The organism is Marinomonas sp. (assembly GCF_965225885.1).
In the GTDB taxonomy this organism is placed as follows: Bacteria; Pseudomonadota; Gammaproteobacteria; order Pseudomonadales; family Marinomonadaceae; genus Marinomonas.
This window is the reverse complement of the sequence record NZ_OZ245329.1, coordinates 1,839,139-1,853,136: the sequence shown is the minus strand read 5'-3', so window position 1 is coordinate 1,853,136 and position 13,998 is coordinate 1,839,139. Positions and strand designations below refer to the sequence as shown.

Genomic DNA, 13,998 nt, shown 5'->3' with positions numbered 1-13,998 from the left:
CTAGTAGTTCCTCTTCAAATCCATACCACCATATAGACTCGCGACCTCTTCCTCGTAGCCATTAAACATTTTTGTCTCAATAACATTTGGAAAAAGCACACCGCCAGGCAGACGTCGTTCTTGTTTTTGCGACCAACGAGGATGATCTACGTTAGGATTCACATTGGCATAAAAACCATATTCATTAGGAGCTAACATACTCCATGTAGTTTCGGGCATCGTTTCAACAAAACGAATTTTCACAATAGATTTAATGCCTTTAAAACCATACTTCCAAGGTAAAACTAAACGAACCGGCGCACCATTTTGATTGGGCAATATGCTGCCATACATACCAACAGCAAGAAACGCCAAGGGGTTCATCGCTTCATCAATACGTAACCCTTCTCGATATGGCCAATCCAGCCCGCCACCTCGCTGACCTGGCATTTACTTAGGATCATATAAGGTTTCAAAATATACATATTTTGCTTTTGACGTTGGCTCAAACTTCTTTAAAACTGTCGCAAGAGGAATTCCAACCCAAGGAATCACCATAGACCATGCCTCTACACAGCGAAGGCGGTAGATACGCTCCTCTAGCATCGACTCTTTGATAATATCATCAAGGTCAAAAACACCGGTCTTTCCGGCTTCACCCTCTACCGTTATAGTCCAAGGTGATGTCTTAAACTCTGAAGCTCGCTCCTTTGGATCACTCTTACCATATCCAAACTCGTAGAAATTATTGTAGGAAGTAGCGACATCGTAAGGAGACACTTTATCGTCTTTACCAAACGTGGTTTCAGCTATATTTGCAAAGGAAGATTTTAGAGACGAAGGTGGAGATAAAGGATTACCTTCTTGAAGGGCTGCAGCAACATTGCCAATTCCCCCTACACCAAGAGCAATCCCACCCGTGGCTTTCATAAACTGACGACGATTTAGGTATACGGATTGATCTGTCACTTCAAGCTCAGAACAATCCGACTGTTTCTTATTTTTAATTAACATAGCTTTCCCCATAGAACATGTTATTCATATAGTTGACAGCAAACCTGTTTGAACGTTCAAACAAAAAGAGCCTACTGACTTAGACGACAGTAGGCTCTTATTTATTACAAAGGATCTTAGAAAAAATTAGCGTAATTTCTCAAAAAAGATACCTAGCACACCCCATAAACCATAAAGGCAAAAAACGCTCATCAGCACCAGAGCAGGTTCTAGAGCAACGAAAACCAAAACCAAAACCGCAATAAGAAGCACAACAAAAGGTACGCGCCCTTTTAAGTTAAGATCTTTGAAACTACGATATTTCACATTACTAACCATCAACAAGCCAGCAATAGGAACAAGTAGCGCCATCAGCGTCGCCATACTTTCACCAGAAACACCTTTATCATTGGCGGCCCAGATAACACCAGCCACAAGAGCCGCGGCTGCTGGACTAGGTAACCCGGTAAAGTAACGCTTCTCCTCAACACCAATCATAGTATTAAATCGGGCTAAGCGAAGCGCTGCACCAACAGCGTAGATAAATGCTGCAATCCAACCGATCTTTCCAAGCGGCGCTAAAGACCAAGTAAACACGACAAGCGCTGGCGCAATACCAAAAGAAACCATATCAGCAAGGGAATCATACTCAGCACCAAATGCGCTTTGAGTATGAGTCAAACGAGCAACTCGTCCATCTAAACCATCAAATACCATCGAGATAAAAATCGCGACAGCTGCATGAGTAAAATTTTCATTCATTGCAGCAATGATAGAATAAAAACCCGAGAAAAGTGCCGCTGTTGTAAACAAGTTGGGAAGCAAATATACCCCTTTGTGAGGCTGCTTTTTTTCATCACCGACATCGACGTCTTCGATTTCATCAACCGGTGATTTTTTCATATCATCAATAGACATGTTATCAACCTTCCTTCTTACGAATTTTTATATAAGCTTAGCAAAAGAACGCTTAGCTGCTTCTATTGTGTAATCGATATCTTCTTCAGTATGAGCTTGAGAGATAAACCCAGCTTCAAACGCAGCCGGAGCAAAATACACGCCTTCTTCTAGCATATAGTGAAAGAACGCTTTAAATTCATCTAAGTCACACTTCTGCACATCCGCAAATGTCTTAACGGCTTCAGCTTCAGTAAAGAAGAAGCCAAACATTCCACCTACACTAACCACACAGAATGGCACACCAGCAGCATTCGCTGCTTTTTTTAATCCAGTCACAAGACGATTAGCCTTAGATCCTAAAGTCTGATGAAAACCTTCTTCACTGATTTTATTTAAAACAGCTAAGCCTGCCACCATCGCAACAGGATTACCCGATAATGTACCAGCTTGATAAACAGGGCCTAAAGGAGAAATGTGCTCCATGATTTCACGCTTGCCACCAAAAGCGCCCACAGGCATACCGGCACCAATCACTTTACCTAGTGTTGTCAGATCTGGGACGATGCCAAAATGATCTTGTGCACCACCAAGTGCTACACGAAATCCAGTCATAACCTCATCAAAAATCAACACAGCACCTGACTCATCACAAACCTTACGCAAGGTTTCAAGAAAACCCTTAACCGGCAAAATGCAGTTCATATTGCCGGCAACAGGTTCGACAATGATACAAGCGATTTGATCCCCGATTTCAGAAAAACAACGAGTCACTTCTTCAATATCGTTGTATTGCAACGTAATAGTATGCTTCGCCAAATCCGCCGGAACACCAGGAGAATTAGGAACACCAAGAGTTAACGCTCCAGAACCCGCTTTTACAAGCAAAGAGTCAGAATGACCATGATAACAACCTTCAAACTTGACGATTTTATCGCGTCCGGTATAACCGCGAGCCAAACGGATAGCACTCATAGTGGCTTCAGTGCCTGAGTTAACCATGCGCACCATATCCATCGAAGGAACAAGTTCACAGACTTTCTCAGCCATGGTGATTTCTACTTCTGTCGGCGCACCAAAACTCAAGCCAAAATCAAGCTGTTGTCTAACTGCATCTAATACATCAGGATGAGAGTGGCCTAAAATCATCAGCCCCCAAGAACCCACATAATCTATATAACGTTTTTTGTCCTCATCATAAATATAAGCTCCTTCCCCACGCTGGAAAAAAATAGGCGTACCACCGACACCATTAAAAGCTCGTACAGGAGAGTTAACACCTCCAGGAATACGGTGTTGGGCACGTGCGTATAGATCTTCTGAACGACTCATATTTATTCAAATCCCATAACTGATAATTTACAAAAACAAGCAACCTTCAACATGAAAAGCGCCGCTGACTATAAAGACTTTACCTAAGAACCAATGAGTAAATTCCTGTCTGAAAAATCACTACTGGTCACTTTTTAACAAAAACTGATCGAGACGATGACGAGAAACCAAACTAAAAGAAGAAGAGTCAGCAACAGCTACCAGCACTTCTGGCAAACCATATTGCTGAAACCAACCAAGCATGGCTTCTAAAGAAGAAGGCTCATCAATCACAGGAACAAGAGTAGACTCTAAAGCCAAAGACAAATCCATCTTCACTCTATCCCCTTCCGCAACCAACCATAACTGAGGTCCTTGCTCTAACGTATTCAACGCATCCAATATCGAAATCCGCCGAACAAGACGATGCTCATTCCCTACCTCGAAAACGATATAGTCTACCATACTTGACGCTAAATCTTTTACCTGCTCAATAGGAACATGCCTAGGAAGGATCAACACATCTTCAGCTACAGGTTTGACTGTATGATGTCGTAGATAACGCTGAAAGGGACTTATTGTCGAAGACATTCCCATGAAGCTCAATCTTTCAACAAAGACAGACTCTTGGTGGAAAAATACTCGCATCAACAAACAAGCAAACACAATGACAAACAATGCTGGCACAATAGCCGCAGACGAATGTGTCATTTCAATTATGGCAACCAGAGCGGTTAATGGCGCTTGAAAACAGGCTGCCATCATGGCTGCCATTCCCAACAAGGCAAATAAAGCAACATCAGTTACATTACTATCAAATACCAAAGCAACCTGAACACCCGCCAAGCCGCCAATGATAAACGTCGGCCCAATCATCCCACCGGGAATACCTAAACCGATAGTAAAAGCAGTTAACGCCGTCTTAACCAGTATTAATAAAAACAGAGAATATAAGATCAAATCACCAGATAACAAATGAGAAAGAGAAAGGTAGCCGCTCCCTAATGATTCCGGCATATAAATAGCGGCCAAAGACGTGGCAACCGCCACTAAGGAAAAACGCCACCAAACAGACAATCCACTTAAGCGCCAAAGGCTCTTTTGCGTATGAAGAAATAAAGCAGACAGCAAGACAATGAAAACAACTAAGATAAAACACGCGAAAAATAAGTCAGTTGAAAGCAACACAGAAGAAATTTTTTCAATGCTAAAAATATCCAAAGGACCAATAAAGAAATGACTTACCAAGGTAGCGATAACGGAAGATAACAAAACAGGCAAAACATAACGTTGTCGGTATTCCAGAAAAATCACTTCAAAGGCGAACAAAACACCCGCCAAAGGCGTTTGAAATATCGCTGAAATCGCCCCAGCAACACCACATGCCAACAAGGTTTCGACGCCATACTGAGGCAGCTTGGCTTTTTCAGCCAAATAGCCACCGAGCGTGGCCCCAAGGTGCACAGCCGGGCCTTCTTTACCAATAGAAAGACCACCGATCAAGCCGATAGCCGCAGAAAAAAACTGTACGACGGCATTCCATACAGGCAAGTTTCCATGATGATGATTTAAACGTTCAATGACATAAGGGACACCGACTTTTTGTAACCTACGAGGCACAAAAGTAAAGACCAGCGCTAAAACAACACAAGCAGAAAGAGAAAGCCCAATGCGCCATTCAACCGATAATAGTTGAAACGAATCAAAATCATGACCAATCAAATATCGAGCAGGCAAATAGATCACAGCGTAGAAAAATGCCATCAAAAGGCCGCTTAACAACCCGCAAAAAGCACCAAGAGCCGCCAACACCAACAAGTCATCATAAGACTTGGCTTTGGCAGACCAGTTTTTCCTTAAATTTAATCGTTTCAGAAGGCCTCTCCATTATTCGGACACGTTCATTAAATCAAGCCGTATGTGCTAAAAGCTACTCACCAACGATCTAACCGCTTAGCGAGGCACATGTGTGTCACCACTTTGTGTAGATTAGGCCACGTCTCCATTTTCTCTCGTATTTCATTCAGCCTATCCATGGATGGAGCTTGCACTAACAATAGCAAATCAAGATCACCACTAATTGAGTGAGCTAATTTAACTTCTGGAATACTATTAATCAAAGGCAACACTTGTTCACAAGATAAAGGCCGAAATGTCAGAGCAATGTATGCACTAACCCCTTCTTCTTTTGATACAGAAGTATGAGCGTGATAACCCGTAATAGTCCGATTATCTTCCATGCGACGAATTCGTTCGGTCACTGCCGAGCGCGATAGATTAACCTGTCGGCTAATGTCTGAAACAGAAAGCCGAGCATCGTCTACCAGTAACGCTAATATTTTTTGATCATAATGATCCGCCACCGGCATTCCTCTCTTATTATTTTCCATTCAAATTGACGGTTATTCCGACAAAATGCGCCCTAATAGGGCCAACTTGTATAGGGTATTGTTTATACGGTTATTTTATCCTTAGCAGCAATAAAAAACAGCTGCATAAAGGCAAACAAATGACTCAATACCAAAAAACTCTCGGCCCTCTTCAAGGCATAGCAATGACGGTGACAACCTTTATTGGCACTGGCCTGATGATATTGCCCGCCATGTCTGTTGCTCAGGCCGGATCCTTTGCTTTTTATGCTTGGTTAATCACCGCCACTATGATTATCCCTATTGCATTTATTTTCGCGTTACTTGGCTCAAAGTATCCGTCTGCAGGTGGGGCATCACACTATATTGGACGAGCGTTCGGATCGCGTTACGAAAAAGCAGTGGGCTGGTTGTTTTTAAGTATTCTGTTGGTTGGCCCTGCTGTCGCTATAAAAGTCGCAGCGGCGTATTTAACCATCATATTTAAAACATCTGATGAATGGATTCTTGCCTTTAGTCTATTAACCCTTGCTGGCATGCTTCTCTTCGCCATCGTGGGCATGCAAACGTCGGCGCGATTTCAAACAGGTGTAGTGATCGCCATGATTGGCACCATTATATGGCTTTGTTTTATTGGCGATATTGCTGATAGTCGTCAAGTAATAGAGGCGCCGATAACAAGTTCAGAATGGCAGCAAACCCTGTACGCCACAGGTGTTATATTTTGGTGTTTTTTAGGCATTGAAGTCATGGCGCATATGGGTGCCGAATTTAAAAACCCAACCAGAGATTTCCAAATTGCTTTACTGGGCGGCATCACCATCGTGATTCTTGCTTACCTAAGTTTAGTACTACTCATTGCTTGGCATCACACTTACGGCGACGAAATTACCAACAGCCAATCTCTAGCATTGTTAGTTAGCAAACTAATGGGCGAAACGAGCAGTCGATTCTTTGCCGTTGGCGCCTATGTAATCGCCTTCGCTAACGTGGCCATTTATATTTTAGGCTTCTCGCGCATGGTACAATCCATGGCACAGCAAGGTGCACTGCCTAAAATTTTTATTCAGCTTAATAAAAACGGCGCGCCAGAAAGAGCTGTTTTATTGGTTGGCTTTATTACGTTATTCTCCATTGTGTTTTCTGAACTATCTGGATGGAAAATGTCATGGTTCATTGAGATGACAAACGGTAGCTTTTTACTCATTTACACTCTCACCTGCATTGCCGCACTCAAACTGGTTAATAGAGTAACTCAAATGCTGGCCATTGTTGCCTTGATAAACTGTGGTTTCATGGTGCTTTTCATTGGCCAAAGTATGCTATTCGCAGTTATTGCTTTTTGTTTGGCTCTCAGCTACGAATATTTGAAGTCTCCAAAAAGCCCAATCAAAGATTCAAAACTTCATGTACAATAACGTCAATTAATATCATCATTTATACAGCAACGATGATTTCGTTAAGTTAAGCAGGAGAGTTTTTATGCCATTATTAGACAGCTTCCGCGTCGACCATACTCGTATGGACGCACCCGCCGTTCGTGTTGCAAAATCCATGTCGACACCAAAAGGCGACGACATCACCGTATTTGATTTACGTTTTTGCGTACCAAACGAAGAAATTCTTTCAGAAAGAGGCATCCATACACTAGAGCATTTATTTGCTGGCTTTATGCGTGAGCACCTAAACAGCGACAGCGTAGAGATTATTGATATCTCACCAATGGGTTGCCGTACTGGTTTTTACATGAGCTTGATTGGCACGCCTTCTGAAGAAAAGGTCGCAGCTTCTTGGAAAGCAGCAATGGAAGACGTATTAAAAGTAAAAGCTAAATCGGACATTCCAGAGCTTAACGAATACCAGTGCGGCACTTACGAAATGCATTCCCTAGAAGAAGCGCAAGAAATTGCAAAAATGATCCTAAGCCGTGACGTAAAAGTGAATAGCAATGAAGAGCTATATCTAAGCGAAGAGTTCTTAAAAGAACACAGCTAAGAGCTTTTACTAAGTACTATATAAAAAAAGGTGGTCAATGCGACCACCTTTTTTAGTGGGCTCAAAAAGTCTAACAATCTTAAGAACGCGTCGCCGTTGCTAAAAAGGCACTCGCTGCAACAAATACACTCCCCATACCGCGATTGAGGTTTTTCATGCCATTAGGACTGCGAATCAAACGTCGGATTTGTTTTCCACTCATGGCGTAAACATAAGCCGCAATAAATTCAGTACAACAAAATGTCAGCCCCATCCAAAAAAATTGCATAGGAACAGGCTGACTAAGATCGAGCAGCTGCGGAAAAATAGCGGTAAATAGCAAGACAGCTTTCGGGTTACCAATCGCCACAAAAAACTCTTGCCGCATTCTGGCTAAATGCCCACGTTTGACTTTAGTTCCCACTTCGCTTTCATGCTCTTCTAAAATCATTGCTGCACTTCGCCATGTTTTGATGCCAACGTAAAATAAGTAAGCCACACCAAACCATTTGATGACACTAAACCAAAATGTAGAAGACACAATGATCGCTCCCAAACCGAGAGCAGAAATCAGCATCAAAATGCTAAACGCTAGGTTTCGACCAACAACCGCAATCACTGCCTTAGTTGCCCCAACCTGCATTCCATTATGCATCGCTGTGAAATTATTTGGACCAGGCCCTAAAGAAAGCAACATTAATAACGGCGCAGTTGCCAACCAAACACTGAATGTCATAACAATGAAATCTCTTAATATAGCTTTGAAGTGGTCTAATCAGACCTTGAAGTTGGGCGCCAATGTACAATTAAACAACACTCATGTCAGCCTATTTTTTAACCTTTTATAAGATCAAAAAGTGAATGTATTAAGATGCCAGAGAATCAAATAGTTAGCTCACTTCATTAATGAAAGCAAAACCTTAGATTTATTTTTTTATCCAAAGCTAAACACACAAAGAACCTTTTTTCTCAACTGTGGGGCAGCAATACCTCTGAGTAAAATAACCACTCCATTACCACTTACCAGGGATTCACTATGTCTATTTCACATATTTTTTTATGGGCCACTGCCGCCATTTGGGGCTTTGCCTTTGTCGCCCAAAGTGCTGGCATGGAAAGCCTTGGGCCACACAGTTTTAACGCTATGCGATTTCTATTAGCCACCTTATCGCTTCTACCTTTATTGTTTATTTTTAAACCAAAGCAATCTCAAAATAATCGAAAGCTTTGGTTAGGCGGTATAGTGGCAGGAAGCTGTTTATTTTTGGGTTTTACGTGTCAACAAATTGGTTTGCAATACACTACAGCAGGTAACGCAGGTTTCATCACTAGCATGTACATTGTATTTGTGCCGATATTAGGACTTATGCTCGGCCATAAAACCGAAAAACACACTTGGATTGGCGTTGGGCTAGCATTAATTGGCCTTTACAGCTTAACCGTTGGGCCAAACCTATCCATCAACAAAGGCGATGCGATAGAGCTATTAGGCACGTTTTTTTGGACTGGGCATGTTTTATTGATTGGCTATCTATCTCGGTATGTATCGGCTTTACCACTATCGATAGTGCAGTTTTCCGTTGCGACAATATTAGCCACCATGACAGCTTTCACATTAGAGACACCCACGCTTGAAGGCATTAAAATGGCTTGGTGGCCTTTAGTTTATGCTGGTGTCGCTTCGTCTGGTATTGCCTTCACATTACAAACACTAGGACAAAAAAATGTTACACCGAGTATAAGTGCTCTTATTCTCTCGTCTGAAGCGGTATTTGCCGTATTAGGAGGCTGGATATTTATGGAGGAAATTCTTTCAACCCGCGCTTTAATTGGTTGTGGTTTTATTATGACTGGGATGATTATTAGTCAGTGGCCAAGAAAAGCCATCACAGCAGAAGTAGCGGTAAGCTAATCCTCTTGAGCGATATGTAATGGCATGGTGCGTTTGACGGGGGTAGTCATTATCATCATGGTGTTGGTATCGCTCAAATCAATTAATCGCTCTAATAATGCATCTAGTTTAGACATAGACTTCACCCCTACTTTGAGCACAAAAGCATAAGGCCCTGTGACGTTGTAGCATTCAATCACTTCCTCTAACCCCATAACAAGTGCTTTAAACTCACGCTCCTTGGTACGATAAACCTGACACTCAACCAAAGCAGTAATAGGGATTCCTGCTTTTTCTAAATTGACTTGAACGCTGTAGCCAGTAATCACACCAGACTCTTCCAATTTTCTAACGCGTTCTGCGACCGCTGGTGCAGTCAGATGAACTAATTTACCTAGTTCTGCATAGGTTAAACGGCCATTTCCTTCAAGCAGTTTAAGTAGCTTCCAATTCGTCTTATCCATTTTCCCTCCAGTATGGAACTCAATCAAATGACCATAAAAAAGCCGCGAATAATCGCGGCTTTTTAAGTCTAACTACAAGGTGATTACAAAGACAATGTCTTTTCACCACGAGCAATACCAGAAACACCAGTTCGAACTACTTCAAGCAAATGAGCACCGCCCAAGGCTTGCAAGAATCCATCTAGCTTATCTGATTCACCCACGATTTGAACCGTGTAAATAGAGGGCGTCATATCCACAATGTTGCCACGGAAGATATCAACAGTTCGCTTCACTTCAGCGCGCTGAGCACCAGTTGCACGAACCTTAACCAGCATTAACTCACGTTCAATATGCTGACCTTCGGTCAAGTCCACCAGCTTCACCACATCAATCAACTTATTCAGTTGCTTAGTGATTTGCTCAACGACTTGATCAGAACCAAACGTCGTCAAAGTGAGACGAGACAAAGTCGGATCATCCGTTGCCGCCACGTTCAATGATTCGATGTTAAAGTTACGCTGAGAGAACAAACCAACTACTCGCGACAAAGCACCCGGCTCATTTTCCATCAATACAGAAATAATATGTCGCATATTAGGTACGCTCCGTCTTGCTCAAGAACATATCGCGCATCGCGCCACGAGGCACTTGCATTGGATACACATGCTCTTCTGGATCCACGTAACAATTAATGAAGACCAATTGATCTGTCATCGCAAACGCTTCTTCCATCTTGGCATCGAGTTCATCTTTCGTTCGAATTTCAACGTATTTATGGCGATAAGCGTCCATCAATACTTTAAAGTCAGGCAATGAATCCATGTAGGAATTTGAGTAACGACCTTCATAGTTCATGTCTTGCCACTGGCGAACCATGCCCAAGTAGCCATTATTCAAACACAAGATTTTCACTGGCAAACCGTATTGCAAACAGGTAGAAAGCTCTTGAATATTCATTTGAATACTGCCTTCACCCGTTACACATACTACGGTTTCTTCAGGGAAGCTCATCTTCACACCCATAGCGGCAGGAAGACCAAATCCCATCGTCCCCAAACCACCAGAGTTAACCCAACGGTTAGGCTTATCGAACTTATAGTACTGCGCAGCAAACATTTGATGCTGACCTACATCAGACGCAACAAAGGCATCACCTTTAGTAGCACGCCAGCAAGCTTCGACAGCAGCTTGAGGCTTAATCTTTTCGCTACTAGTATCGTAACGACCGCCGTGCACTAAACGCCATTCATTAATTTGCTTCCACCAGCCAACAAGCGCTTCGGTGTTTGAGCTTTGACCTTCAACCAAAGACAACATCTCTTCCAAAACCTGATTAACAGGACCAACAATTGGCACATCAGCTCGGATGGTTTTAGAGATAGCGGCAGGGTCGATATCAATATGAATGATTTTCGCGCCAGGACAGAATTTATCTGGGTCATTTGTTACGCGGTCATCAAAGCGAGCGCCAACAGCTAGGATCACATCGCTGTGATGCATTGTCATATTCGCTTCGTAAGAACCGTGCATACCCAACATACCAACAGACTGCTTATCAGTTCCTGGGTATCCGCCCAAGCCCATCAGCGTGTTAGTAACAGGAACATTCAATGATTTCGCCAGTTTTACTAGCAAATCAGATGCACCGCCCATGATGACGCCACCACCTGCATAGATGATTGGACGCTTGGCAGCAAGAAGAAGCTCAACAGCTTTTTTAATTTGACCGCTGTGACCTTTAGTCGGTGGCGTATAAGAGCGAATGGAAACAGATTCTGGGTATTTGTATTCGTACTTATCGCCTGGCATGGTCATGTCTTTTGGCACATCAATCACAACAGGGCCTGGACGACCAGTGCTAGCAATGTGATACGCCTTTTTCATGATCATAGGAATTTCAGAAGGATGCTTAACCGTAAAACTATGCTTCACAATTGGACGTGATACACCAATCATATCGGTTTCTTGGAACGCATCTTCGCCGATCAGGTAGCTCATAACCTGACCACAAATAATGACCATGGGAATAGAGTCCATATAGGCTGTCGCAATACCAGTAACTGTATTGGTTGCACCAGGACCCGAAGTTACGAGAACCGTACCCGCTTTTCCCGTGGCGCGCGCATAGCCATCAGCCATGTGCGTTGCAGCTTGTTCATGCCTAACCAGAATATGCTTTACGTCAGACTGACGATGCAAAGCATCGTAAATATGAAGTGCGGCTCCACCTGGATAACCATAGATATATTCAACTCCCTCATCTTTGAGGAAGCGGGCGATCATTTCACCACCGGATAATAACTCCACCTTGTTACCCTCTATAGTATTTATCTGTCTTTTAATTTTAGTGCAGCTATTGTAACCGCATAAGACAAACAGATTAAAGTTGATAGAACGAAGTTTCTAAACTAACTGAGGCAACTTTTATAAATAAGGAACATTTATCTAAAAGTAAGAAACACTCAAACGCAAGAAATCGCAGTTTTTACACTGCCCGCGTCTTTTCGCGAGGAGAAGCGTAAAATAACAATATTGCGTCATTCTACACTTGTGCTTATCAGAACGAATCTGACTGAGATGAGCTAGTGGCCCATAAAAAGGAGTCATCGACAGGGTGTCGTCGAATTATATAGCTTTTCATTTTGTCTTTGCGCCTCAGATTTGTCAACACAAAGCGTATAAAAACTTGCTCTAAACTACGCTTCATGGTGTCATAGCGGCATAAATTGATTAGGAGTTTTACCATGGCTAATGAGCTTAACCAACAACGAGTTATTGATGAGTTTTCACGCTGTTTTCGTAAAATGCTTATGGATCCAGAGCTCGCTGGAGAATTAGTCCGTATTGCCAAAGAAAATATCAACCAACCGAATGCTTACCAGCGCATTGCAGAAGAAGTGTCCAACCAAACCACCATTAAAATCCAAGAAGAGCACACAGAAGCGGATAAAAAATTCATCAAACTCTTGATGGATGTCGTTAAAGGCGACTCTCAGCTTTACTAATTTTTGGTTTTTCACGCTAGGCTACTTTCTAGCCTAGCGCTCTATGTTTCGGTACTCACTTGCTTCCTTCGATTTTATCCAGCCCAGAAGAAATAAACCAACTTGCTGATGATATTAAATCATGGGCAACTGAATTTGGCTTTGCTGAAGCTCGTATCGTCGAGCCCGATCTAGCACAATACAAAGACGACTTTAACGAGTGGCTTGATAATGGCTATCACGCTGGCATGGATTACCTTGCCAACCATGGTGACATGCGCTTTTATCCCGAGCAACTACACCCGGGAACTCGTCGGGTTATCTCCCTTAGGATGCATTATCTCCCTCAATCCGTCGAAACCGTTAAAAGGCTGCAAACTAAAGACAAAGCCTATATTGCACGCTATGCCTTGGGGCGTGATTACCATAAGCTAATTCGCAAACGCCTTACTCAACTTGCTAAGAAAATAGAGCAACAAGTTGGCGATCATGGCTACAGAGCCTTCGTAGACAGCGCGCCCATTTTAGAAAGGCAAATTGCCGAGCAAGCCGGCATGGGCTGGATTGGCAAAAACACCTTATTACTAACGCCAAAAGCGGGCAGCTGGTTTTTGCTCGGTGAAATATTTACTAACCTGCCGCTTCCTGTCGATAAGCCAACTGAGACAAGGCATTGCGGTAGCTGCACGGCCTGCTTAACTCAGTGTCCAACTGATGCCTTTGTCGAACCTTGGGTACTTGATGCAGGAAAATGCATTTCTTATCTCACCATTGAACACAAAGGCCCTATTCCAGAAAATCTGCGAAGTAAAATGGGCAACCGGATTTTTGGCTGCGATGACTGCCAGCTCGTCTGCCCTTGGACCAAGTTCGCCAAATACACCGAAGAAGATGATTTCCAACCAAGACATAACTTAGATTCAGCGGATCTGGTTGAATTATTTGAGTGGGATGAAGCAACCTTTTTAAAGAATACCGAAGGTTCGCCTATTCGTCGCACAGGATTTGAAAATTGGCGCCGAAACATCGCTGTAGCACTGGGCAATGCACCCACAAGCCCAGACACTATACAAACACTCGAAAATGCACTCCCTCACGCTTCTGAGTTAGTGAAAGAGCACATTATCTGGGCATTAGAACAGCACAACCTTTGA

Annotated in this window: 13 protein-coding genes and 1 pseudogene; 5 read left to right on the top strand and 9 right to left on the bottom strand. The window is 42.9% G+C overall.

Going from position 1 to position 13,998, the window contains the following annotated elements:
* The 5 genes and pseudogenes from msrP to ACO05V_RS08755 all read right to left on the bottom strand — a co-directional run bounded on the left by msrP (nt 1) and on the right by ACO05V_RS08755 (nt 5,549).
* Nucleotides 1-993, bottom strand: a pseudogene (gene msrP, locus ACO05V_RS08775) (protein-methionine-sulfoxide reductase catalytic subunit MsrP).
* Nucleotides 994-1,119: 126 nt separating this feature from the next.
* Entirely contained in the window at nt 1,120-1,890 is a 771-nt protein-coding gene (gene pssA / locus ACO05V_RS08770; RefSeq protein WP_421849802.1) for a CDP-diacylglycerol--serine O-phosphatidyltransferase, read from the bottom strand.
* Between the two features lie 27 nt (nt 1,891-1,917).
* A complete protein-coding gene (hemL, locus tag ACO05V_RS08765) occupies nt 1,918-3,201 on the bottom strand; it encodes a glutamate-1-semialdehyde 2,1-aminomutase (protein WP_421849799.1) in 1,284 nt (427 codons plus the stop codon).
* Nucleotides 3,202-3,321: 120 nt separating this feature from the next.
* Entirely contained in the window at nt 3,322-4,944 is a 1,623-nt protein-coding gene (locus ACO05V_RS08760; RefSeq protein WP_421849796.1) for a chloride channel protein, read from the bottom strand.
* Between the two features lie 170 nt (nt 4,945-5,114).
* Nucleotides 5,115-5,549: an Lrp/AsnC family transcriptional regulator gene (locus tag ACO05V_RS08755; protein ID WP_421856909.1), complete on the bottom strand. Its 435-nt coding sequence runs from the start codon at nt 5,547-5,549 to the stop codon at nt 5,115-5,117.
* 140 nt (nt 5,550-5,689) lie between these two features.
* Between ACO05V_RS08755 and yjeH the strand changes: the two genes are divergently transcribed.
* Entirely contained in the window at nt 5,690-6,967 is a 1,278-nt protein-coding gene (gene yjeH / locus ACO05V_RS08750) for an L-methionine/branched-chain amino acid transporter (protein ID WP_421849793.1), read from the top strand.
* Nucleotides 6,968-7,031: 64 nt separating this feature from the next.
* On the top strand, nt 7,032-7,544 hold the full coding sequence (gene luxS, locus ACO05V_RS08745; protein WP_421849790.1) for an S-ribosylhomocysteine lyase: 513 nt from the start codon (nt 7,032-7,034) through the stop codon (nt 7,542-7,544).
* A 79-nt stretch (nt 7,545-7,623) separates the two neighbouring features.
* Here luxS and ACO05V_RS08740 read toward each other — a convergent pair whose 3' ends face one another.
* Nucleotides 7,624-8,259, bottom strand: coding sequence for a LysE family translocator (locus ACO05V_RS08740; protein ID WP_421849787.1), 636 nt, complete (start codon nt 8,257-8,259; stop codon nt 7,624-7,626).
* Between the two features lie 300 nt (nt 8,260-8,559).
* Here ACO05V_RS08740 and ACO05V_RS08735 point away from each other — a divergent pair, with 300 nt between their 5' ends.
* Complete coding sequence (locus tag ACO05V_RS08735; RefSeq protein WP_421849783.1) at nt 8,560-9,435, top strand: DMT family transporter; 876 nt, start codon at nt 8,560-8,562, stop codon at nt 9,433-9,435.
* On the opposite strand, the gene ACO05V_RS08730 is transcribed toward ACO05V_RS08735, so the two are convergent.
* From ACO05V_RS08730 to ACO05V_RS08720, 3 genes are all read right to left on the bottom strand, one after another.
* On the bottom strand, nt 9,432-9,878 hold the full coding sequence (locus ACO05V_RS08730) for an Lrp/AsnC family transcriptional regulator (protein WP_421849780.1): 447 nt from the start codon (nt 9,876-9,878) through the stop codon (nt 9,432-9,434). The two genes, ACO05V_RS08735 and ACO05V_RS08730, sit on opposite strands and share 4 nt — an antisense overlap.
* Before the next feature lie 83 nt (nt 9,879-9,961).
* On the bottom strand, nt 9,962-10,453 hold the full coding sequence (gene ilvN, locus ACO05V_RS08725) for an acetolactate synthase small subunit (protein WP_110577225.1): 492 nt from the start codon (nt 10,451-10,453) through the stop codon (nt 9,962-9,964).
* Nucleotide 10,454: 1 nt separating this feature from the next.
* Nucleotides 10,455-12,167, bottom strand: a complete 1,713-nt coding sequence (locus ACO05V_RS08720; RefSeq protein ID WP_114413406.1) for an acetolactate synthase 3 large subunit — start codon at nt 12,165-12,167, stop codon at nt 10,455-10,457.
* 437 nt (nt 12,168-12,604) lie between these two features.
* Here ACO05V_RS08720 and ACO05V_RS08715 point away from each other — a divergent pair, with 437 nt between their 5' ends.
* Nucleotides 12,605-12,865, top strand: a complete 261-nt coding sequence (locus ACO05V_RS08715; protein WP_114413407.1) for a hypothetical protein — start codon at nt 12,605-12,607, stop codon at nt 12,863-12,865.
* Nucleotides 12,866-12,924: 59 nt separating this feature from the next.
* Nucleotides 12,925-13,998 (top strand): tRNA epoxyqueuosine(34) reductase QueG, encoded by a 1,074-nt coding sequence (gene queG / locus ACO05V_RS08710; protein ID WP_421849776.1) that lies wholly within the window; start codon nt 12,925-12,927, stop codon nt 13,996-13,998.

What these genes read in the sequence shown, in the direction of transcription:
- hemL (WP_421849799.1), bottom strand. Translation starts at nt 3,201, where the DNA reads ATGAGTCGTTCAGAAGATCTATACGCACGTGCCCAACACCGTATTCCT.
- pssA (WP_421849802.1), bottom strand. Translation starts at nt 1,890, where the DNA reads ATGTCTATTGATGATATGAAAAAATCACCGGTTGATGAAATCGAAGAC.
- ACO05V_RS08730 (WP_421849780.1), bottom strand. Translation starts at nt 9,878, where the DNA reads ATGGATAAGACGAATTGGAAGCTACTTAAACTGCTTGAAGGAAATGGC.
- yjeH (WP_421849793.1), top strand. Translation starts at nt 5,690, where the DNA reads ATGACTCAATACCAAAAAACTCTCGGCCCTCTTCAAGGCATAGCAATG.
- ACO05V_RS08740 (WP_421849787.1), bottom strand. Translation starts at nt 8,259, where the DNA reads ATGACATTCAGTGTTTGGTTGGCAACTGCGCCGTTATTAATGTTGCTT.
- ACO05V_RS08715 (WP_114413407.1), top strand. Translation starts at nt 12,605, where the DNA reads ATGGCTAATGAGCTTAACCAACAACGAGTTATTGATGAGTTTTCACGC.
- ACO05V_RS08760 (WP_421849796.1), bottom strand. Translation starts at nt 4,944, where the DNA reads ATGGCATTTTTCTACGCTGTGATCTATTTGCCTGCTCGATATTTGATT.
- ilvN (WP_110577225.1), bottom strand. Translation starts at nt 10,453, where the DNA reads ATGCGACATATTATTTCTGTATTGATGGAAAATGAGCCGGGTGCTTTG.
- ACO05V_RS08735 (WP_421849783.1), top strand. Translation starts at nt 8,560, where the DNA reads ATGTCTATTTCACATATTTTTTTATGGGCCACTGCCGCCATTTGGGGC.
- ACO05V_RS08755 (WP_421856909.1), bottom strand. Translation starts at nt 5,549, where the DNA reads ATGCCGGTGGCGGATCATTATGATCAAAAAATATTAGCGTTACTGGTA.
- luxS (WP_421849790.1), top strand. Translation starts at nt 7,032, where the DNA reads ATGCCATTATTAGACAGCTTCCGCGTCGACCATACTCGTATGGACGCA.